This window comes from Desulfovibrio desulfuricans (assembly GCF_024460775.1).
Lineage (GTDB): Bacteria > Desulfobacterota > Desulfovibrionia > Desulfovibrionales > Desulfovibrionaceae > Desulfovibrio > Desulfovibrio desulfuricans_E.
In genome coordinates, this window is the sequence record NZ_JANFYZ010000005.1 from 1 (window position 1) to 18,912 (window position 18,912).

Annotated in this window: 21 protein-coding genes, 1 tRNA gene, 1 rRNA gene and 1 other RNA gene; 12 read left to right on the forward strand and 12 right to left on the reverse strand. The window is 56.8% G+C overall.

Annotated elements, in window-relative coordinates; genetic code table 11:
* The 10 genes from NE637_RS07340 to NE637_RS07385 form a co-directional block, all read right to left on the reverse strand.
* Nucleotides 1-179, reverse strand: a 16S ribosomal RNA gene (locus tag NE637_RS07340); the annotation flags it as partial.
* A gap of 611 nt (nucleotides 180-790) precedes the next feature.
* Complete coding sequence (locus NE637_RS07345; RefSeq protein ID WP_227119258.1) at nucleotides 791-1,378, reverse strand: TRIC cation channel family protein; 588 nt, start codon at nucleotides 1,376-1,378, stop codon at nucleotides 791-793.
* Nucleotides 1,379-1,507: 129 nt separating this feature from the next.
* On the reverse strand, nucleotides 1,508-3,067 hold the full coding sequence (rny, locus tag NE637_RS07350; protein WP_022657506.1) for a ribonuclease Y: 1,560 nt from the start codon (nucleotides 3,065-3,067) through the stop codon (nucleotides 1,508-1,510).
* Between the two features lie 211 nt (nucleotides 3,068-3,278).
* Nucleotides 3,279-3,462, reverse strand: a non-coding RNA gene (gene ssrS, locus NE637_RS07355) — 6S RNA.
* A gap of 12 nt (nucleotides 3,463-3,474) precedes the next feature.
* Nucleotides 3,475-3,747, reverse strand: a complete 273-nt coding sequence (locus NE637_RS07360; protein ID WP_022657505.1) for a cell division protein ZapA — start codon at nucleotides 3,745-3,747, stop codon at nucleotides 3,475-3,477.
* A gap of 6 nt (nucleotides 3,748-3,753) precedes the next feature.
* Nucleotides 3,754-3,999: a cell division protein ZapB gene (locus NE637_RS07365; RefSeq protein WP_215647360.1), complete on the reverse strand. Its 246-nt coding sequence runs from the start codon at nucleotides 3,997-3,999 to the stop codon at nucleotides 3,754-3,756.
* Nucleotides 4,000-4,131: 132 nt separating this feature from the next.
* Entirely contained in the window at nucleotides 4,132-5,487 is a 1,356-nt protein-coding gene (gene glmU / locus NE637_RS07370; RefSeq protein WP_227119259.1) for a bifunctional UDP-N-acetylglucosamine diphosphorylase/glucosamine-1-phosphate N-acetyltransferase GlmU, read from the reverse strand.
* Nucleotides 5,488-5,606: 119 nt separating this feature from the next.
* Complete coding sequence (locus NE637_RS07375; RefSeq protein WP_227119260.1) at nucleotides 5,607-6,722, reverse strand: glycosyltransferase family 2 protein; 1,116 nt, start codon at nucleotides 6,720-6,722, stop codon at nucleotides 5,607-5,609.
* Nucleotides 6,723-6,819: 97 nt separating this feature from the next.
* Nucleotides 6,820-7,230 carry an OsmC family protein gene (locus NE637_RS07380; protein WP_192113043.1) on the reverse strand — a complete coding sequence of 137 codons (411 nt, stop codon included), beginning with the start codon at nucleotides 7,228-7,230 and terminating at the stop codon, nucleotides 6,820-6,822.
* A 44-nt stretch (nucleotides 7,231-7,274) separates the two neighbouring features.
* Entirely contained in the window at nucleotides 7,275-7,859 is a 585-nt protein-coding gene (locus tag NE637_RS07385) for a manganese efflux pump MntP (protein ID WP_215647362.1), read from the reverse strand.
* Nucleotides 7,860-7,995: 136 nt separating this feature from the next.
* Here NE637_RS07385 and NE637_RS07390 point away from each other — a divergent pair, with 136 nt between their 5' ends.
* Complete coding sequence (locus NE637_RS07390) at nucleotides 7,996-8,937, forward strand: spidroin-2 (protein WP_227119261.1); 942 nt, start codon at nucleotides 7,996-7,998, stop codon at nucleotides 8,935-8,937.
* Between the two features lie 77 nt (nucleotides 8,938-9,014).
* The gene (locus NE637_RS07395; protein WP_192113040.1) at nucleotides 9,015-9,515 is read left to right on the forward strand and encodes a protoporphyrinogen oxidase; all 501 of its coding nucleotides are present in this window, start codon (nucleotides 9,015-9,017) and stop codon (nucleotides 9,513-9,515) included.
* A gap of 110 nt (nucleotides 9,516-9,625) precedes the next feature.
* Here the strand turns inward: NE637_RS07395 and ilvA are convergent, their stop codons facing one another.
* Nucleotides 9,626-11,161, reverse strand: a complete 1,536-nt coding sequence (gene ilvA, locus NE637_RS07400) for a threonine ammonia-lyase, biosynthetic (RefSeq protein WP_227119262.1) — start codon at nucleotides 11,159-11,161, stop codon at nucleotides 9,626-9,628.
* Between the two features lie 246 nt (nucleotides 11,162-11,407).
* On the opposite strand from ilvA, the gene NE637_RS07405 reads away from it, so the two are divergent.
* From NE637_RS07405 to NE637_RS07450, 10 genes are all read left to right on the forward strand, one after another.
* A complete protein-coding gene (locus NE637_RS07405) occupies nucleotides 11,408-12,118 on the forward strand; it encodes a class I SAM-dependent methyltransferase (RefSeq protein ID WP_215647365.1) in 711 nt (236 codons plus the stop codon).
* A 57-nt stretch (nucleotides 12,119-12,175) separates the two neighbouring features.
* The gene (gene nikR, locus NE637_RS07410; protein WP_022657495.1) at nucleotides 12,176-12,592 is read left to right on the forward strand and encodes a nickel-responsive transcriptional regulator NikR; all 417 of its coding nucleotides are present in this window, start codon (nucleotides 12,176-12,178) and stop codon (nucleotides 12,590-12,592) included.
* A complete protein-coding gene (gene folE2 / locus NE637_RS07415) occupies nucleotides 12,592-13,371 on the forward strand; it encodes a GTP cyclohydrolase FolE2 (RefSeq protein ID WP_192113037.1) in 780 nt (259 codons plus the stop codon). The genes nikR and folE2 overlap by 1 nt, the downstream gene beginning before the upstream one ends.
* Before the next feature lie 183 nt (nucleotides 13,372-13,554).
* Nucleotides 13,555-13,950 carry a flagellar basal body rod C-terminal domain-containing protein gene (locus NE637_RS07420; RefSeq protein WP_022657493.1) on the forward strand — a complete coding sequence of 132 codons (396 nt, stop codon included), beginning with the start codon at nucleotides 13,555-13,557 and terminating at the stop codon, nucleotides 13,948-13,950.
* 87 nt (nucleotides 13,951-14,037) lie between these two features.
* Nucleotides 14,038-15,216 (forward strand): C40 family peptidase, encoded by a 1,179-nt coding sequence (locus NE637_RS07425; protein ID WP_227119263.1) that lies wholly within the window; start codon nucleotides 14,038-14,040, stop codon nucleotides 15,214-15,216.
* A gap of 10 nt (nucleotides 15,217-15,226) precedes the next feature.
* Nucleotides 15,227-15,739, forward strand: coding sequence for a rhodanese family protein (locus NE637_RS07430; RefSeq protein ID WP_215647367.1), 513 nt, complete (start codon nucleotides 15,227-15,229; stop codon nucleotides 15,737-15,739).
* Nucleotides 15,740-15,743: 4 nt separating this feature from the next.
* Nucleotides 15,744-16,733, forward strand: a complete 990-nt coding sequence (gene gluQRS / locus NE637_RS07435; protein ID WP_227119264.1) for a tRNA glutamyl-Q(34) synthetase GluQRS — start codon at nucleotides 15,744-15,746, stop codon at nucleotides 16,731-16,733.
* 47 nt (nucleotides 16,734-16,780) lie between these two features.
* Nucleotides 16,781-17,161 carry a hypothetical protein gene (locus tag NE637_RS07440; protein WP_306666374.1) on the forward strand — a complete coding sequence of 127 codons (381 nt, stop codon included), beginning with the start codon at nucleotides 16,781-16,783 and terminating at the stop codon, nucleotides 17,159-17,161.
* A gap of 57 nt (nucleotides 17,162-17,218) precedes the next feature.
* Nucleotides 17,219-17,294 (forward strand) — tRNA-Thr (locus NE637_RS07445).
* A 336-nt stretch (nucleotides 17,295-17,630) separates the two neighbouring features.
* The gene (locus NE637_RS07450) at nucleotides 17,631-18,194 is read left to right on the forward strand and encodes a flavin reductase family protein (protein WP_227119265.1); all 564 of its coding nucleotides are present in this window, start codon (nucleotides 17,631-17,633) and stop codon (nucleotides 18,192-18,194) included.
* 278 nt (nucleotides 18,195-18,472) lie between these two features.
* Here the strand turns inward: NE637_RS07450 and NE637_RS07455 are convergent, their stop codons facing one another.
* The gene (locus NE637_RS07455) at nucleotides 18,473-18,637 is read right to left on the reverse strand and encodes a hypothetical protein (protein ID WP_022660060.1); all 165 of its coding nucleotides are present in this window, start codon (nucleotides 18,635-18,637) and stop codon (nucleotides 18,473-18,475) included.
* Nucleotides 18,638-18,912: the final 275 nt, after the last annotated feature.

The following is an 18,912-nucleotide window of genomic DNA, read 5'->3' on the forward strand; positions in this document are numbered from 1 at the left end:
AGCGTATCCGGTATTAGCAGCCGTTTCCAACTGTTATCCCGATCATAAGGGCAGATTATCCACGCGTTACTCACCCGTGCGCCACTTTACTCAGGGCCGAAGCCCCTTTCGCGTTCGACTTGCATGTGTTAAGCACGCCGCCAGCGTTCAATCTGAGCCAGAATCAAACTCTCCAGTTCAAATCTGTACAAGACTCCTGCTTTCGCAGAAATCGGAATCTCAAAGACTTTCTTCCCACTCGCTATTCACTTGTCAATGAACCACTTGGCCTCTTCGGCCCGCCAGCCCGGCTCGTTGCCGCTTGGCGCGAGGAACGTTTATGCCCTCTTTCGTTTCTCGAGTCAACAACTTTTTTTTCGTTTCGCGAAAGTTTTTCGCGGCGACCGTCAGTCGTTTTCTCAAGGCGCGAGGAGCGTTTATGCTCCCCTTCGCTTTCGAAGTCAACCACTTTTTTTTCATTTCCTGAAACTTTCGTTTCACCGTGAAGCCAAGTTGTTTTTCTTCAATCGCGAGGAGCGGTTATGCTCCCCTTCGCTTCAGGAGTCAACTGTTATTTTCGTTTCCGCGAAAATTCTTTTCGCTTGCGTTTCCGTGAACCGTTTTCCCTTGTCGCGAAGAGCGGTTATGCTCCTCCTCACTCCGCAAGTCAACCATTATTTCAACTTTTTGCAAATTAACCACAAAAAGCATGGCTTTCTTGCTCAGCGGAAGTTAAAAATAGCGAAACGACACCACAGAGTCAAGCCGTAGTGCCGTTTTTTCGCAATCATTTGCCGAACTCGCCGACGTTTCAGACAATTTTGACTTTTTTGACCCCTCGCAAAACAACCACCAGCAACGCCCCACACAGCGCGCTCTGCCAGGAATCCAGATTCGTCAGCAGCATCATGGTCAGCGCCAGCATGCCGCCAAAGGCGGCTGCCGTAGCGTACATATCTTCTTCAACCGCACGGGCCATATCCCCAAGGCAAAGGTCTCGCGCAATGCCGCCCACAAGCCCGCCCAGTATACCAACCAGTATACTGCCTGTGGGGCCAAGCCCGGCCATCACGCCCTTTACGGTTCCCACGCCAGCTCCAAGCGCCAGCCCCAGCGCATCCAGCCAAAAGAAGGACATCCAGGCCCGGCTGCTTTGCCCTATAATGATACCGGCAATGCCGCCGCACACGCTTGCGGCCAAATATTCCCCCTGATTGAGGGTAATGGCGCCATAGCCGAGCAGCCCATCACGAGCGAGCGGCGCGGCCATCCCCGCCAGACAGGCAAGAACGGCGGCACCGCTGAAATGCGCGCCCGTAGAGCGCGCCCGGCAAGATGCGGCAGCGGCCAGCATGAAGCTGGCCGCCAGATCTAACACAAAAAAGGGAAGGTTCTGCATACGCTGCACCCAGGGGCCAGACCATTTCATTCATGAAATGCTCCAGCAAGGATTTGCCTGAAAATCATTGCCGCGAAACAGGCACATGCGGGCTTTGCCAGCGTTGAGCACCTGTTTAAGGCTTTTGCTCTACTTGGCCAGCCCCACTGCCCGGCGTTCACGAATGACCGTCACGCGGATCTGGCCGGGATAGGTAAGGTTTTTCTCAATCTTTTCAGCAATATCCTTACAGAGAATATACGTGGTGTCGTCATCAACCATGTCGGAGTTGACCATCACGCGAATCTCGCGGCCAGCCTGAATGGCGTATGCCTTGCTGACGCCATCAAAGCTGGTGGCAATGCCCTCCAGATCTTCAAGCCGTTTCACGTAGTTTTCAAGCAGCTCTTTACGTGCGCCGGGGCGCGCGCCGGAGATAGAGTCGGCCGCCTGCACCAGCACTGCCAGAGCCGTTGAGGGGCGCTGATCTTCATGGTGGGCTGCAATGGCGTGGATGATCTCCTGGCTTTCGTTGTACTTTTTGGCGAGGTCCGCGCCGATAAGGGCATGCGGGCCTTCCACCTCGTGGTCAACGGCCTTGCCGATGTCGTGCAACAGGCCAGCCCGCTTGGCTTTTTTGACGTCCATGCCGAGCTCGGCGGCCATCATGCCGCACAGGGCCGAAACTTCAAGAGAGTGCTGGAGCACGTTTTGGGTAAACGAGGTACGGTAGCGCAACTGCCCGAGCAAACGGACGATTTCCGGATGGATACCGTGAACTCCTGCATCAAAGGTGGCCTGTTCGCCCACTTCGCGCACCTGGGTGTCCAGTTCCTGCTCACACTTCTGCACAATGTCTTCGATGCGGGCAGGATGAATGCGGCCATCCTGGATCAAACGCTCAAGCGCCATTTTGGCAACCTGACGGCGCAGCGGGCTGTAAGCTGAAAGAATAACGGTTTCAGGCGTATCATCTATAATAAGATCCACACCGGTGGCAGCTTCAAGCGCGCGGATGTTGCGGCCTTCGCGCCCGATGATGCGGCCCTTCATATCTTCACTCGGAAGGGTCACAGCCGTAACGGTCTGCTCGTTGACGTAGTCGCCCGCGTAGCGCTGGATGACATTACAGAGGATTTCTTTGGCTTTGCGGTCGGCAGTTTCGCGCGCTTCCATTTCAATCTGGCGGATCATGCGCGCCGATTCGTGCCGGGTTTTGGCTTCAATTTCGCTGAAAAGCCGAACCTTTGCCTCATCGGCAGTGAGGCCAGCAATTTCAGAAAGCCGCTGCTCCTGCTCTTCAATACGGGTCTGCAAAAACATTTCAGATTCAGAAAGCTGGCGCTCCTTGCGGGCCAGTTCTTTCTCTGAAGTCAGCAGTTCGTGCTCCCTTGTGGTTGCTTTTTCAAGCTTTTCCTCAAGGCGACCGCCCATTTCTTCAAGCTTGCGTTCGCGGGCCTTGACCTCGCGCTCACGTTCCTTGAATTCGTTTTCGAGTTCCCGCTTTTGATTGAACAGATCATCCTGGCCCTGAAGCAATATCTCTTTTTTCTGGGCCTGCGCCTCTTTACGCGCTTCCGCCACTATGCGCTTCGCCAGATCTTCGGCGTCGCCCACACGTTTTGCGGCAGAACGCTTGTGCGCAAACACCCCCAGCGCAACCCCCAGCAGCGCCGCAGCTACAAGCGCTGCAATGAACAATGGATCCATGAATCCAGCCTCTCTCTTTTATCAATACGGACCCTGCGCCAAGAGGCGCGGGCCGACGAACACCGGCAAGCGGCAAGACTGCCGCACACCGTAGCAAAATGAGCCCAAAGGGGCTGCTGAAACCCTGGCTGGATACCGATTAACGGTCTGGAATGAACTGCGCAAAAGCATCGGCCACTAAGAATGGCAGCCAGATACGTCAAAAGAAGGCGCGTTCCCCGGAGCGCCGTGTCATGCTTGCGGTACAGAACCTGGATAACCAGGTCGGGCGCCTGTGTGTCCTTTCCGGGCTTCCCGGTCTTGCCGGGCGTGCACACACAAAGACAGTGACGGCTCCCTTTTATATTCTTGTCAGGTTAGCACCGAGGCATAAATCACGCGCGTCCCAGGGAAGCGCCCAAAGGAGCCTAAGAGGACTCCTCTATTTTTGAAAGCAAGGTTGAGACGCGATTCTGCACGTCCGCCTGCTCTTTCTGCGATTGCAGCAAATCATCCGCCAGTCCAAGGGCCATAAAAGTCAGCAGAATGTCCTTGGTCTGCCCTCCGTGGAACCTCAGCTTCTGGTCTGCGAACCGTTCCTCCACCAGCCGCACGGCTTCCTGTACGCGCCGCATGTCGGCTCCAGGCTTGAATGCAATGCTCAGCCCAAGAACGGTGAGGTTGATAGTATCCTGGTTCACAAAAACCTACTCGACGCTGTCGTGCTCCTGAATCCTGCGCAGCAAGGCGTCAATGCGATTCAGAGCCTCAGTACGCAACGTTTCTTCGTTTTCAAGAGCTTCGCGCAGCTTTTGGTTTTCTTCATCAAGTGCGTCATTTCTGGCTGCCACATCGGCAGACTCCGCACTGATTTTCGCGTTTTCCGCCTTGAGGCGGTCAAGTCGGGCCAAAAGCGCCTCAACCTGCGATTCAAGCTGCTCCAAAAGTTCCATGATTTGTAGATAACACCGCGGCATGACCTTGGCAAGAATGGATACGCTCGGGCGAAAAAATACCCGCGCCGGGCTGTGCCGGCGCGGGCTGCAAAAAGACAAAACCCTTGCGGCACAGGCCGCCAGGGCCGTTTATTTATTCCTGCGGGGCAGATTTTTCTGCTTTTCGCGGGCAATGGCAAGCTCGCCGTTGGGCACGTCGCGGGTAATGACCGAGCCTGCGCCCACAAGGGCATCGTCGCCCACGTTCACAGGCGCAACCAGGGCGGTATTGCTGCCAATAAAGGCATAGCGCCCGATTTTGGTCTGGAACTTGTGCTTTCCATCGTAATTGCAGGTGATTGTGCCCGCGCCGATGTTGGTGCCCTCGCCTATTTCGGCATCACCAAGATAGGTAAGGTGGTTGGCCTTGGCGCCTTTGCCAAGGTGGGTTTTTTTAAGCTCGACAAAATTGCCCACATGCGACTGTTCTTCAAGCACAGCGCCGGGCCGCAGGCGGGCAAAGGGCCCCACCAATGCAGTTGCGCCCACGCGGGCCTTTTCCAGATGGGAGAAGGAACGGATCTCTGCATTATTGGAGATTACGCAGTCGCGCACCACGCAGTGCGAGGCAACGCTGGCCCCACGGCTGATGCTGGTGCGTCCATAAACTTCGCACGGGCCAGTCAGTTCCACTCCGGGTTCAATCTGTGCCAGGGGGCCAACACGCACCGAGCCCGGCGCATGCACGATAACACCCGAAGCAAGCAGATCATCAACAATACGGGCGCGCAGGGTTTCTTCCATACGGGAAAGCTCAACTGGCGAATTCACGCCCATGAGCGAATCATCGCGGCCGCACTGGATACCGAGAACTTCGTATTTTTCCGCGACGGCAAGGCCGATGAGGTCTGTAATGTAGTATTCGCCGCTCTTGTTGCTGTTGTTCAGGTGAGGCAAAAGGCTTTGCACCGCAGCAAGGCTGCAATAGTACATGCCCGCGTTAACCTCGTTGGAAGGCGGCCCGTAGAGCGAGGAATCATAATCCTTGGCTTCCACAATGGCCTTGACCTTGCCCTGCTGGCGCACCACCCGGCCATACGCGCCGGGGTTGTCCAGCTCAATGGTGGCAAAAGCCAGATCGGCCCCAACGGCCTCGGCAAGAAAAGAACGAACCAGAGATTCCGAAAGCAGGGGCGCATCGCCGTTGACCACCAGCAAATGGGTGCAACCGGCTTCTGTCAGTGCGGGCAGAGCCTGAATAAGGGCATGGCCTGTGCCAAGCTGTTGTTCCTGCAACACAAAGCGGGCATCAGGAAAGGCGGCCTGCACCATTTCGGCGCGATGCCCGGCCACAATCCAGACGTCTTCCGCAAAAACAGGGCGCAGAGCCTCAATGACGCAGGCAAGCATTGGCTCGCCCAGCAGCGTTTGCAGCACCTTGGGCCTGTCCGAGTGCATGCGGGTTCCCTTGCCCGCTGCAAGAATCAAAGCCGCGTTCTTCGGCATGAATATCTCCTTCGTTCGCCACATATGGCGGGAAACTGTGCAGGCAGACCAATAGCCTCTTGCGGGCCAAACAGCAAGACCGCAGAGGTGGTCTGCGCTGTGCGACGCTGCTCGGGCGTTTACCCCGTGCCCACCTGCGATGGCAGGCCAATCACGCAAAGTCTGGCATAGGTGCTGCGCAGGCGCGCATTCAGCGCATCTGACGAGAGATCGGCCATACGGGGAAACATGCGTTTGAGCACCATTAGGGCCTTGGCGGCTGTGGGCGTCAGTTGCAAGCCAGACCATGAGGCGAGGCGCAAACACCGCCCCCCGTAATAATCCTGAACATAGCGCAGATTGCCCGTATCATTGCGCGGCACACTGTGGCTGAACAGCGGCGCGGCTGCGAGCACTGCCTTTGTAAAAAAATCCTGCATGACCCGTGAGCGCTCAGGATCAAGCTCGCAGAGATACCCGGCAGAAACAAGGCAGCCAGCGGCATGGGCCAGCCAGCCTGCACACTTGGCCTGCAAGGGAAACTCCGGCAGCTCGGCCAGCATACGGCCCACCTTTTCGTGCATAAGCGAGTCATGGTGATACATCCGGGCGCGATTTTCCGTCATACCGCCGCCGTGCTTGCGGTAAAACACCACCCCATCTGTATTTATGCCCACTTTGGCCCCCAGGCCGTAGCATCGCAACCAGTAATCCTGATCTTCGCAGGATCTGAGGCCCTGATCAAAGTAGCCGACACGGCGCACAATATCTGTCCGCACCATATAGCAATGCACGGGAGCAAGATTGGCATTGCATGCATGCACATCCCAGTGGCTGTTGACCAGCGACCACAACCCATCGACCTGTCTATTTGCGCCTTCTGAAAAATCCAGACAGCGACAAATGACAATATCAAGTTCAGGCTGCGCGGTAAAAACTTTCAGTTGGCTCGCCAGCAATTCCTTTGCATGAAGGTCATCCGCGTCAAGAAAGGCGATGAAATCACCGTGCGCCGCACGCAATCCAGCATTTCTCGCTGCGGAAAGCCCCTGATTTTCCTGATAAATATAGTGCACGTCCGGCCCAAACAAACGGGCAACCTCAGCGGTGTTGTCCGTCGAGCCATCATCCACCACAATCACCTCCACTTCCACCTGCGGACAACGCTGCTGCAGCACGCTGGAAACAGCGTGAGGAAGAAAACCGGCGTAATTATAGCTGGGGATTATTACTGAAACCAATGGAGGAGAAGTCATGCGATATCCTGTTATGCCGTAAGCACCATGCAGGAGTGCTGATAACGCGCACCAGGCAGATTCAAGGCGCGCCTTTCAGCACTCCCGCACGCCGATTTCAGTTCTTCCATATAAAGGTAAACACCTGCTCCACATCGGGGTGCAGGGTGTGGTGCACTGGGCAGCTTTGAGTGCAGCGCTCAATTACCGTCTTTTCCTTGGCGGAATATTCGCGGTCGGGCATTTTGAAGGTCACTTCAATCTTGCCGATGCGGCGCGGGTCGGCGCTCATGGTTTTGTTGATCTCCATCTCTGTGCCGGTCACGTCCACGCCATGCGTCTTTGCATAAATGCCGATAATGGTCATGGCGCAGGCCCCAAGGGCTGTGGCGCACAGGTCGGTAGGTGAAAAAGCCGCACCCAGCCCCTGATTGTCAGAAGGAGCGTCTGTGATGATCTTTGTGCCGCTCTGGTTGTGGACGCACTCCACGCGCAGATCCCCAAGATATTTTGCGCTGACGGTAGCCATGAAAACTCCTGCGGTTTTGCCGGTCAAACGGCAGTTACTGGTGATTAACCAAAAACATTATGCTCGCGCAACGTGTTGCAGGCAATAGCCAGCAGGGTCAACCCGCCCAGCAGCTCAGCCCATCCGTTGACCGCGCAGAGATTGGCCAGCGCCTTGCCCAGATACACGCCCACAGCGGTAATAACCGCGCAGACCAGACCGATCATCAGGGCCGGGCTCCAGACAGAAGTTCCCAGAATGGCAAAAGAAAGACCCACGGCCAGGGCATCGATGCTTGTGGCAACGCTCAGCACCAGCAGGTTACGCCCCGCGGTGGGATCCACCGAAGGACGCGGACAGGAGGAACTCGCCCGTAGCGCCGAAAACCCCGAAAGCACCATCTTGCCGCCTATCCAGGCCAGCAGGGCAAAGGCGATCCAGTGATCCCAAGCTTCCATATAAGAACGCACGGTAATGCCCAGATACCACCCCACCACCGGCATGGCGAACTGAAAAAAGCCGAATGCCGCAGAAAGCCGGAAGTAATGGCGCGCCTGCGGCACGCGCAGGGCGCAGCCAGAAGCCAGGGCAACGGCAAATGCATCCATGGAAAGGGCAACGGCCAGGAGCAGAACAGCAAAAAACGACATAAAAACCCCATGCTGCGGTGCGCAATGACCGCCCAGTGTGATTGCAGAGTGGCGTGAACTATAGGGCAAGGGCCGCCCAGGAGCAAGAGAGGTCTTTCGCTTGCGGCTGACACGGCCTCGGGATACAAGGCTGGGTATGCAAACTATTCCTTCTTGGCTTTTCTGCTGGCAATGGATTGCCGCTGTTCTGACCCTGGGCGCAAGCGCCGCTTCGGCCATGCCCATTATTATCGCTCTCACCCTGGCCACCGGCAGACGGGGCCAGGCCAGGCTCTGCGCCTATGGCGCGCGCACCCTCGCCCGCTGCGCCGCGGGGCTGGCTGTTCTTGGCCCGCTGCTGGCCGCTGGCAGTGTTCTTGCCCTGCTGGCAAGCATACGCAGCACGGAACACATGTTTGAAGGCGTATCATTGTGGATGCCCGCCATGCTGCCCTACACAACGGCGGTTGCCGCATGGCTGGCTGGCATAATCTGCCTGCTGCTGTATCTTGCCGCCGACCGCGCGGCCCCCGTGCCGCAAGCTGCGCAGGATTACTGGCAGCCAGGGCAGATCGGCCTGCGCGTTGGCCTTGCGCTGCTGGCGGCCCTCTGCTTTTTTGCCGCGCAGGTTCTGCCCAACTGGCCCTTTTCCGGCCTGCCGCAAGGGCTGAGTATGGAGGATGTGGCTCTGGCCGTGCTTCCCAAAACCCTGCACGACTACTTTACCGCATTGGCCCCAGCGGGCAGCGTTGCGCTGATCATCCTTTCCCTTGTGGCCCGCAACAGTGGAGCCGCATTCACGCTGGCGGACGAACAGCGCGCTGCCCGCTGGTGCGCGCTGTGGGCCATGGTGGGCTTTATCCCCCGCTGCATTGACCGCTGGGGGCTTGTGATCGGATTTTCCCTGCGTCAGGGCCCCTTGCCGCAAGGCTTGGCGGAACAGGCAATGGGCCTTGTGCCCATGACCCTCGCCATTGCCTGCTGGGTTGCCCTGTTTGTTCTGCGCGCGCCCCGCAAATTTTACTGGCTCAATATTCTTGGGCTTCTGCTGCTTGTGCTGGGCGCGAGCTTTCCGTTCCTTTTGGCGCTCGGGCGCTGATGCTTGCCCCGCACTCGGGCAGCGCGTATACCCAACTGCACATACGGATTCGATTTTTCCGCAACCCGGAGGTTCCCATGCGGACTTTGTTTTTTCTGTCCCTTCTCATGCTCTGCCTGACGGTCACAGCCCAGGCTGAACCGCGCTCGTTTACGCTTTTCAGTGCCGACCTGCCCCAGGGCTGGGACGGCGAGGAAAAAATGGGCTTCAAATCGGGCAACCCCGATGAATGCATGCTGATTCTGGGCCTTTCCAACGAAAAGAAAGACGACTACGCCGCACTCATCAGCATTTTTGTTCTGCCCAATACTCAGAATGACGACAGCGCCTCCCTTGCCAACAAGCTGGCCCCCCTTCAGGCCAACGCTTCCCAGCCCCGCCCCCAGGGGCCGTTCTGGACGTTCAACGGCGAACTGCGCAGCCAGGCCTTTCCCGCCCCCGGCGTGACCAAGGTCAACGCCACTGCGGACAAGGTCATTATTGCCATTGTTCAGGATCCTGATCAGCGGGGGGCCGAAGCTGTTTTTGCCAGCCTCAAGGGCCTCACCCCCGAAACGCGCAAGCTGCTCGGCCAGTAAGCAGTATCCGCACATAGTTGACACGGCTTTTGAACAAGAGGCCGTAATGTAAAACACCGGCTGTCCTTTGCAGGCAGCCGGTGTTTTACATTGTTCAGCTTCAGGCGGGCTTATTCGTGCCAGCCCAGAAACATCTTGTAGGCATCGTTGTTGGATTCTTCCACATGCGGATAGCCCATGGCTTCAACACGCTTGAGAAAATCCTCAAAGGCTTCCTTCTTCTCATCGGGCGCTTCAAATCCCACAAGCACGCGGCCAAAATCCGCGCCGTGATAACGGTACTGGAACAACGAAATGCTGAAATCCACGCGCATGGCGTCCATAAAGTCGAGCAGCGCGCCGGGACGTTCGGGGAAGGTAAAGCGCAACAAACGCTCGTGCAGAATCTGAGGCGCGTTGCCGCCCACCAGATGCCGCACATGCACCTTGGCCAGTTCGTTATCCGTGAGGTCAATGGCCTCAAAGCCCTTGCCGCGCAGTTCTTTCAGCACCTGGGCCACATCATCGCGCCCGTTGATCTTGATGCCCACCAGCACCCTGGCCTTTACCGGGTCGGAGTACCGGGTGCAGAGTTCCGTGATGTTGCGGCTGCCAAAAGAGGCGCACAACTGCCGGAAGCTGCCCACGGTTTCGGGGATGGTCACTGCCAGCAAGGCTTCGCGCTGGGCGCCTATTTCTGCACGGTCAACCACGTGGCTCAGGCGGTCAAAGTTCATGTTTGCGCCGCTCACAATGGCTACCAGGGTGGCATCATGCAGATCTCCCGCCTTGGCATAGGCCCGCAGGCCAGCCAGAGCGAGCGCGCCCGCAGGCTCGGCCACCACGCGGGTATCTTCAAAAATATCCTTGATAGCGCCGCAGATGGCGTCCGTCTCAACGGTGATGATGTCGTCAAGCAGGTCGCGGCAGAGAACAAACGTTTCTTCACCCACCAGCTTGACGGCCACGCCGTCGGCAAACAGACCAACATCGTGCAGTTCCACGCGCTGCCCGGCCATGACGGAACGCCGCATGGCGTCAGAATCCACAGGCTCCACGCCGATGACGCGGATTTCAGGCCGCAGGTTCTTGATATAGGCGGCAACGCCCGCCGCCATGCCGCCCCCGCCAATGGGGACAAACACGGCATGGATATCGCCTGGATGCTGGCGCAGAATTTCCATGGCAATGGTGCCCTGCCCTGCGATGACATCCGGGTCGTCAAAGGGGGGGATGTACACGCAGCCTGTTTCCTGAATGAGATCAAGCGTATGCTGCCATGCATCGCTGAAGGATTCGCCGGAAAGCACAACCTGACCACCCAGCCGCTTCACAGCCTCGACCTTGATGGCGGGCGTGGTCACGGGCATGACGATGGTAGCTTCGCACCCCAGCTTGCGCGCGCCAAGGGCAACCCCCTGAGCATGATTGCCAGCCGAGGCGGTAATAATGCCCCTGCGCAGTTCTTCCTTGGTAAGGTGCGCCATCTTGTTGTAGGCGCCTCTGATCTTGAAGGAAAAAACAGGCTGGAGGTCTTCGCGCTTGAGCAAAATATTATTGCCGGTGCGGCGCGAAAGACTGACCGCCTCGTCCAGGGGGGTTTCTACCGCCACGTCGTACACGCGGCTCAAAAGGATACGGTTCAGGTATTCGCTGTGCTTGTCCATGAAAATGTCCTTGCGGGGCTTCGCGCATGGCCGCCCTTGCGGTCGAAAAACGCATTTTTGTAAGGCCAATCTTTATATACCCGCAAGAAATGCTTCTCAAGTGCTTACTTTTTAAAATTCGCGCTGCTTTTACGAACTTACATTCTGTTTTTGACGCGTTTTTTCACGCGGCAGGGCACATCGGCCCAAGCTTGCCCCTCTGTTGCATATCTGTACAGCTACAGCACGTTGCGCTATGCTTGTCGAATGACCGAACTGACTTCCGAATTTTCCCAGTCTGAAACGCATGGCCTGACCGAATACACGCCGCACATTTCAGTGCGCGCCGCAGGCCGCCTGTGGCGGCTCAGCCGGGCCGCCGACCTTGAGCAGCTTTGGGACGCCATGACGGCCTCGCCCGATGATTTTGATGATGAGCGGCTGCCCTACTGGACGGAACTCTGGCCTTCAAGCGTTGCCCTGGCGGGCTGGCTTGCGCAGCAGCGGCAATGCATTGCCGGGCAGCACTGCCTGGATATAGGCTGCGGCCTGGGCCTCACCGCCATGGTGGGCCAGTGGCTCGGCGCAAAAATGACTGCCATGGATTATGAGGAAGCCGCCCTGCACTTTGCGGCCCGCAACGCTGATATCAACGAAGTGCCGCAGCCGTTGTGGACAGTCATGGACTGGCGGCGGCCCGCCGTGCGGGCGCAGAGCATGCACCGCATCTGGGGCGGCGATATCATGTATGAAAAACGTTTTGTGGCTCCGGTGCTGCGCTTCCTTGACCATGCCCTCGCCCCTGATGGCGCGGCATGGGTGGCGGAGCCGGGCCGCACAGTGTACGATGCTTTTCTGCACGCGCTGCAAAACGGCGGCTGGCAAGGTAGACGGGTGTATCACGAAACAGTGGATCCCCTTTACGCCCAGCCAGTGCCCGTTACCGTACACGTTTGGGAAATCAGCCGCCGGGCCTGAGTTCGGGGCGTTCTTCAACTACAGCAATCAGCCCTCACGGGCCATACGGGAAATACCATGGGAAACCTGGCGCGCTTCGGCGTTTCTTTGGATGAAGATCTGCTGGAACCTTTTGACCAGCTGTGCAAACGCAAAAGCTATCCCAACCGTTCTGAAGCCATACGCGACCTTATCCGCAAGGCGCTGGTGGAAGAACGCTGGAGCAACGACGCCTCTGGCGCGGGTACGCTCACCCTGGTGTATGACCACCACAAAAACGATCTGGCCCGTCGGCTCATGACTATCCAGCACGATGACCACGACCTTATTGTCACCACGCTTCACGTACACCTGGATCACTACAACTGCCTTGAGGTGCTGGTGCTCAAGGGCGAACCCAAGCGTTTGCGAGCCCTTGCCGACAAACTGATCTCCTGCCGCGGCGTCAAGCACGGCACTTTTACCGCTACTACTACAGGACAGGATCTGGCATAATGGAAGACGTACAGAGCCACGCCCCGCAGGTTGCCCTGAATATTGACCGCGTGGGTGTTCGCGAGCTGAAGCTGCCCCTGCTGGTGCGCGACCGCTGCCAGGGGACGCAACAGACCGTGGCTACCGTAGACCTTGGGGTGGACTTGCCTTCATCCTTCAAAGGTACCCACATGAGCCGCTTTGTTGAGGCTCTGGAGCAATGGAACGACGAGATCAGCTATCAGTCCGTGAGGCGGCTGCTGGTCAATATCAAGGAACGGCTTGGCGCGCAGCGGGCGTATGCCCGGTTCTGCTTTCCTTATTTTATTGTCAAAAAGGCCCCTGCCTCGGGCAGCCCGGCCACGGTTGCCTACGAATGCCGCCTGACAGGCGAGCTGGACGACAAAGGCCAGTCGTTTATTCTTGAAACCGAAGTCCCGGTCATGACTGTCTGCCCCTGCTCCAAGGCCATCAGCCGCGAGGGCGCGCACAGCCAGCGGGCCATGGTGCGTATGCGTTTGCGCATGCGGGCTTTTTCGTGGCTAGAGGATTTCATCGACATCGCCGAAGAATCGGGATCTTCCGCCGTCTACACCCTGCTCAAGCGCGAAGATGAAAAATTCGTCACCGAGAGTTCCTTTGCCCGCCCCACCTTTGTGGAAGACGTGGTGCGCAACGTGGCGCAAAAGCTTACGGCCCACGGGCAGGTGGAGTGGTTCAGCGTAGAGGTGGAGAGCATGGAATCCATCCACAACCACAATGCCTTTGCCCGCATTGAGCGCGATCTCTCTGTTCGCTGACATGCCTTGCTGACGCTGATTACACTGGCGCCTTGCGGCAGCATGCTCTGAGTAGGCGATAATACTCTGAAAACCTGCCTCGCCCCTTGATTGCAAAAAACCGCAATTACCCGCCAACCGGGCAAAAAAAAAGTTTTTGTATTCGGGTAATACTTGTGCTAGTTAAGCCGTAAGGTGTGAATGATGAGTAGCAGTAGCCTACAGATCGGCGCATCAGCCTTGAATGCCTTTTCGTGGGGCACGGCTGTTACAGCGCATAATGTAGCCAACGTCAGTACGGCTGGTTTTGAGCCGCGCCGTGCCGTCTACTCCAGCAACGCCAACGATCAGGGCGTCAGTTTTGAAGCCGCGATGAAAGACGCGGGATCAAAAGTCGGACCCAGCTCGAACTGGAACGCCGCCAACGCCGTTCTTGATGTCACTTCCGGTATTCCCCTGGAAGCATCCGCACCCAGCGGTACGGATCTTGCGCGGGAATTCACTCAGATGATCTCCACCCAGCACGCCTATGAGGCAAACGCGCAAGTAGTGCGCACCAGTGATTCCATGCTGGGTACGCTTTTAGACATCAAGGCTTGACCAACTACAGACAAACGGGGTTATTCCCGTTTTTTTTGCGTGACCCGCCGTTGCCTTGTGCTGCGGCGCAACCCACACGGAGTGCCGATGGGTAGATGCCTGAAACTGTGTGCGCTGACTCTGGCTTGCGCCATGACCTTTGGCTGCGCAGTAAAAAACAACCAGCGTGATGACTACAGCACACAAGCGGAACAGCGTTTTCGCCGTTCGTATGAAGCTGCTTTTGACAACAACGAGCAGCAGGGCAGTCAGCAGCTTTTGCGCAAGGCACGGTCTGCCATCGGCACCCCATATGTTCCCGGCGGCATGTCGCCGGGCGGGTTTGACTGCTCGGGATTTGTCTGCTGGGCATACAAAAGCGTTGGCGTGAGCCTGCCGCGCACCGCTCGTGAACAATCAGTTGTGGGTAAGCGCATCAATAATGTGGAAGATATGCAGGTTGGCGATATTGTCGCCTTCCGCCACCCCCGCCGGGGCTATCACACCGGCATCTATGTGGGCGACGGCAAGTTCATCCACAGCCCCCACCGCCGCACCACCGTGCGCGTCAATTCTCTGGACGACCCCTATTTCAAAGGCACATTCCTCGGCGCCCGGCGCGTCAAGATGGACGGCACCGAAAATCTCGTGGCCGAAGCCCAGACCCGCCTGAACGACTACGCGGAAGAAAAGGCCGTGCGCGATATTTATCGCAGCCACAAGCCTTCCTCCCGCTCCAGCGTTGCCAGCAACGACGACCACAGAAAGGGCAGCAAGGATCGCGGCAAGGAAAAAGACAAAGACCGCTCCAGAGACAAAAATCCGTCCAAATCACGCGACCAGTTTGTGGAAGTGGCCAGTCTGGACAAGAAGCACTCCACCCGCAAAATCGAGGTGGAAAAAGCTGACAAGTCGTCCTCCAGGTCTTCAAGCAAGGCATCAGTAAAGGAAGACAAGTCAGACAAAAAGAGCAGCGCCTCTTCGTCCAAATCCGGTTCTTCAAAGGCTGAAGCTGAAAAGTTCGAGCGCAAGAGCGAGGCCCGCAAATCTGACGCCCCCAAGGCTGAAGCGCGCAAGACTGAAAGCCATAAGCCGGAAGCCGCCAAGAGCGACAGCAAGTCTGGCTCTTCCAAGTCCAGCGCCTCCAAGGGCGAATCTACCAAGCACGAATCTGCCAAGTCTGAATCCGGCAAAAAGGACAAGAGTGACGGCAAGGTGGCTTCTTCCAAGTCTGACGATGGCAAAAGCAAAAAAACTCCCGCCAAAAACCGGGATAAGAATTCATAGGACATAGTCGATGCTTCCCAATATTTCTCCTGCAGAGACACTGAAAATGCTGCAGGATAACAAGGCTCGCCTTGTTGACGTGCGCGAGGCGGACGAACTCGCCGCCTTGCGCGTTCCCGGTGCCGAAGCGGCCCCCCTTTCGGTTATTTCGTGGATGGATCTGCGCCCCGCCACCGCTGAACTCCCCATCATATTTACCTGCAATTCCGGCAACCGCACCACCAAGAACAGCGACCTGCTGCAAAAGCTTGCGGCAGGCCCCGCATGGCAGATGGAAGGCGGCGTCAGCGCCTGGGCCAAACAGGGGCTTCCGGTGGAAACCTCCAAACAGACGCTGCCCATTTTTCGCCAGATTCAGATTGGCGCTGGCGGCCTGGTGCTGGCTGGAGTGCTCGGCTCCCTGGCGTGGCCCTCAATACTGTGGCTTTCGGCCTTTGTGGGCGCGGGGCTTGTGTTTGCAGGCGTGACAGGCTTTTGCGGTCTGGGCATACTGCTTTCGGCTATGCCCTGGAACAAAAAATAGTTTTATGCACGCCGCGCCTGTTATTCGCGGCAGGCTGGCTCCCAGCCCTACCGGCTATATCCACCTTGGCAACGCCTGGGCCTTTTTGCTTGCATGGCTAGCCGCCCGGGCCAGCTCTGGCGAGGTGGTACTGCGCATTGAAGATATTGATCCGCAGCGCTCACGCCCCGAATACACCGCAGCCCTCATTGAAGACCTGACCTGGCTTGGCCTGGATTGGGATTATGGCCCGGACAAGCCGGAACCGGCTGGCGGATGCATAGGGCCGTTTGAGCAAAGCCGCAGGGGCCAGTATTATACGGCGGCCATTGCGCAGCTTGAAAGCGCTGGGCTGACGTATCCGTGCTTTTGCACGCGCAAGGAATTGCGCAGCATGGCAGGTGCGCCGCATGTTGATGATGCTGGAGCGCCCTACCCTGGCACATGCCGCAGCCTGAATCAGGCGCAGCGGCAAGCCCTGCTGGAGTCAGGCCGCCGCCCCTGCCTGCGTTTGCGCTGCCCGGACGGGCCAGTCAATTTCACCGATACGGTATTTGGGCCGCAATCGTACACGCTGGCAGACTGCGGGGGCGACTTTGCCTTGCGCCGCTCTGACGGCGTTGTGGCCTATCAGCTTGCCGTGGCCGTGGACGATGCGCTCATGGGCATAAATCAGGTGGTGCGCGGGCGCGACATCCTCATTTCAACGCCGAGGCAGATTGCTCTTCTCAAGCTCCTGGGCTATGGTGCTCCCGCTTATGCGCATGTGCCGCTGCTTCTGGATGACGAGGGGGAACGCCTTGCCAAAAGGCACCAGAGCCTCGCGCTGCGCAACCTGCGGCAAATGGGCGCAGACCCGCGCAGAATAACCGGATTGCTCGGCGCGCTTGCCGGGTGCAATCCCGGCGGCAATGCCGCCAGCCCTGCGGAGCTGATGCCATATTTTTCGCTTTCGCGCCTTGATGGCGATGATATCCGCCTTGGGCGCGAGATGCTACGCGCGCTTGTGGCCTGACGGCCATTTGAATACAAACACCGCTCATGTAATGACAGAGGATGTTTATGACCATGCAGAACCTGGATCAGACCTTTTTGGACAAGATTTTTCCCGCTGGCCGTGCAGATGAATTTTTTGACGCGCTCTTTGGCGGCGCGGAAGAAGGCGCTTACGACATCGGCCTGGTTTGCCGCAGCGTTGAGCCGCAAAAGGCCAAGCTGGCTTTTGAACTGCGCCAGCGCCCCGGCAAGTGCCTTGCCTGCAACCTGACCTATGGACTGCCCCAGGTTTTTCAGCGGCACCCCATCCTGAATGTGGCTGGCGTTGCGCGCGATGTTGCCTCCCACCTCGGCTGGCCTGCGGAATCCACCAAGTGGAAGCTGGGGCACACGGAAGAAGTGAACCGCGAGCTGCACGTCATCCCCCTCGTGGTGGAATGCGCGTAAGCCGAGCAGACCTATCCGCTTGACAACGGCCCTGTTTTTTGGCACTTCATGTCGGTTGCCAGCTTAGCTCAGTTGGTAGAGCAGCTGATTCGTAATCAGCAGGTCAAGAGTTCAAGTCTCTTAGCTGGCTCCACAGAATTTAGCCCTCACGGTGAAAACCGCGAGGGCTTTTTTTGTTGGGGTAACGCCACCATGTTAAAAACAGCCCTACATCAAATGCCAGGACGCATTCTCTTGCTGGGGACTTCTCCTGAGCTCGGCCCTGCCCAAGCGCTAATACTGGTTGAGGGGGCAGGATGACTAAGATAAACTCTCTGACGTGCTGAAGTGCATCGCAAATGCCTCCGATGAACCGGGTTTACCGCTGCCGAATATCTGCTGTTTGACGAACATCGCCTGCGTAAGGTGTTTGCTGGAATCAAGCTATTTCCAGAGTGACAAGTCGAAAATTACGAAGGAAGAATAGATTATGCCAAGAATAAATATTGGGGCCAAACCATATGTTATGCCAATGCCAGTGCTAATACTTTCATCGTATGATGAAAATAAGAAGCCTTGTGCCATGCTAGCGGTTTGGGGTGGTATCAGTAATGAGACAGAGATTTCCATAACAGTTGCATCACAGCGCCATACATTAAAGGGAATTCTTACCAGAGGCTCTTTTGTTGTCAGCATGGCGGATGTAGAAAATAAAATAGCCTGTGATTATCTTGGGATAGCAACAGGGAATAAGGTCGAAGATAAATTTGATAAATCTGGATTCCACACGACAAAATCTGAATTCGTTGATGCCCCTATCATTAATGAACTGCCATTTTCCGTTGAATGCAGACTAAAAAATTATGATGAAAAAAATTGGAGGCTTGTTGGAGAGATTGTAAACATTAGCCTTGATGAACGAATTCTTGGAGAAGGTGGAAAAGTATCATTTGAAAAATTCCATCCCCTTGCTTTTGATTGGATGAATAAAATATATCTTTCAATTGGAGATAAAGTTGGTGATGCATACCGTGATGGTCTTGCATTGAAGTAAGCAATTTCATTTTTTCGTAACGGGCTAAAATAGCCTGGCAATAACAAGGCTGTTTTTACAAATAGGCAGCCATTGCATTCGCAATAAACCTAATCAATACTGCTCCTCATGCGCTGAGGTGGCTTTCATTTCCGGGCATAGATAATTTGCCCCCCCAAAAAACATGATCGGCTTTCCCCGCCAAGGAGAAAGCCGATCATTTGTATCATCCTGATTTCTGCCTGCCATGCAGGTTTGATCAGGAGGCAAGTTATGTTCATTAATGGGGCCGCTCGGTGCTAGTCGCAAACGCCTTCATGTTCGGGGCCTTCGGGAACAGTGCAGGCTTGCTGCTTTTTTCCGGTTCCGTTGCACTCAAAACACTTCATGCCAGCATCGTCTTTTCCGTTGCCCTGACAAGCCGGGCAGGTGGTGTAGTCATCAACTCTCGTATTCTGGGCCATAATGAGTCCCCCTTTCTGGAGTTATGCTATACATTACTACTAGCACCCCAGTGTCAAGTGCACAAGCGACAGTTCCAGCCCGGATACCCGCAACGGCAGCATGCCGCGCCAGCTTTGGCGCGCTCGTCAGCGAGCGTGCAGATGCCCGGCCCAGCCACCGCCAGATCCCGCATTCTTCCTATCCGCCCTACCTCGCTGCCTTTCTGCCCTCCAGTCTCCACCCGCAGCCCAGCACTTTTGCTACCGCACAATGTTCACGCTTTTATTGAAACAGA

What these genes read in the sequence shown, in the direction of transcription:
- NE637_RS07345 (WP_227119258.1), bottom strand. Translation starts at nt 1,378, where the DNA reads ATGCAGAACCTTCCCTTTTTTGTGTTAGATCTGGCGGCCAGCTTCATG.
- rny (WP_022657506.1), bottom strand. Translation starts at nt 3,067, where the DNA reads ATGGATCCATTGTTCATTGCAGCGCTTGTAGCTGCGGCGCTGCTGGGG.
- NE637_RS07365 (WP_215647360.1), bottom strand. Translation starts at nt 3,999, where the DNA reads ATGGAACTTTTGGAGCAGCTTGAATCGCAGGTTGAGGCGCTTTTGGCC.
- glmU (WP_227119259.1), bottom strand. Translation starts at nt 5,487, where the DNA reads ATGCCGAAGAACGCGGCTTTGATTCTTGCAGCGGGCAAGGGAACCCGC.
- NE637_RS07375 (WP_227119260.1), bottom strand. Translation starts at nt 6,722, where the DNA reads ATGACTTCTCCTCCATTGGTTTCAGTAATAATCCCCAGCTATAATTAC.
- NE637_RS07380 (WP_192113043.1), bottom strand. Translation starts at nt 7,230, where the DNA reads ATGGCTACCGTCAGCGCAAAATATCTTGGGGATCTGCGCGTGGAGTGC.
- NE637_RS07385 (WP_215647362.1), bottom strand. Translation starts at nt 7,859, where the DNA reads ATGTCGTTTTTTGCTGTTCTGCTCCTGGCCGTTGCCCTTTCCATGGAT.
- NE637_RS07390 (WP_227119261.1), top strand. Translation starts at nt 7,996, where the DNA reads ATGCAAACTATTCCTTCTTGGCTTTTCTGCTGGCAATGGATTGCCGCT.
- NE637_RS07395 (WP_192113040.1), top strand. Translation starts at nt 9,015, where the DNA reads ATGCGGACTTTGTTTTTTCTGTCCCTTCTCATGCTCTGCCTGACGGTC.
- ilvA (WP_227119262.1), bottom strand. Translation starts at nt 11,161, where the DNA reads ATGGACAAGCACAGCGAATACCTGAACCGTATCCTTTTGAGCCGCGTG.
- NE637_RS07405 (WP_215647365.1), top strand. Translation starts at nt 11,408, where the DNA reads ATGACCGAACTGACTTCCGAATTTTCCCAGTCTGAAACGCATGGCCTG.
- nikR (WP_022657495.1), top strand. Translation starts at nt 12,176, where the DNA reads ATGGGAAACCTGGCGCGCTTCGGCGTTTCTTTGGATGAAGATCTGCTG.
- folE2 (WP_192113037.1), top strand. Translation starts at nt 12,592, where the DNA reads ATGGAAGACGTACAGAGCCACGCCCCGCAGGTTGCCCTGAATATTGAC.
- NE637_RS07420 (WP_022657493.1), top strand. Translation starts at nt 13,555, where the DNA reads ATGAGTAGCAGTAGCCTACAGATCGGCGCATCAGCCTTGAATGCCTTT.
- NE637_RS07425 (WP_227119263.1), top strand. Translation starts at nt 14,038, where the DNA reads ATGGGTAGATGCCTGAAACTGTGTGCGCTGACTCTGGCTTGCGCCATG.
- NE637_RS07430 (WP_215647367.1), top strand. Translation starts at nt 15,227, where the DNA reads ATGCTTCCCAATATTTCTCCTGCAGAGACACTGAAAATGCTGCAGGAT.
- gluQRS (WP_227119264.1), top strand. Translation starts at nt 15,744, where the DNA reads ATGCACGCCGCGCCTGTTATTCGCGGCAGGCTGGCTCCCAGCCCTACC.
- NE637_RS07440 (WP_306666374.1), top strand. Translation starts at nt 16,781, where the DNA reads ATGACCATGCAGAACCTGGATCAGACCTTTTTGGACAAGATTTTTCCC.
- NE637_RS07450 (WP_227119265.1), top strand. Translation starts at nt 17,631, where the DNA reads ATGCCAAGAATAAATATTGGGGCCAAACCATATGTTATGCCAATGCCA.
- NE637_RS07455 (WP_022660060.1), bottom strand. Translation starts at nt 18,637, where the DNA reads ATGGCCCAGAATACGAGAGTTGATGACTACACCACCTGCCCGGCTTGT.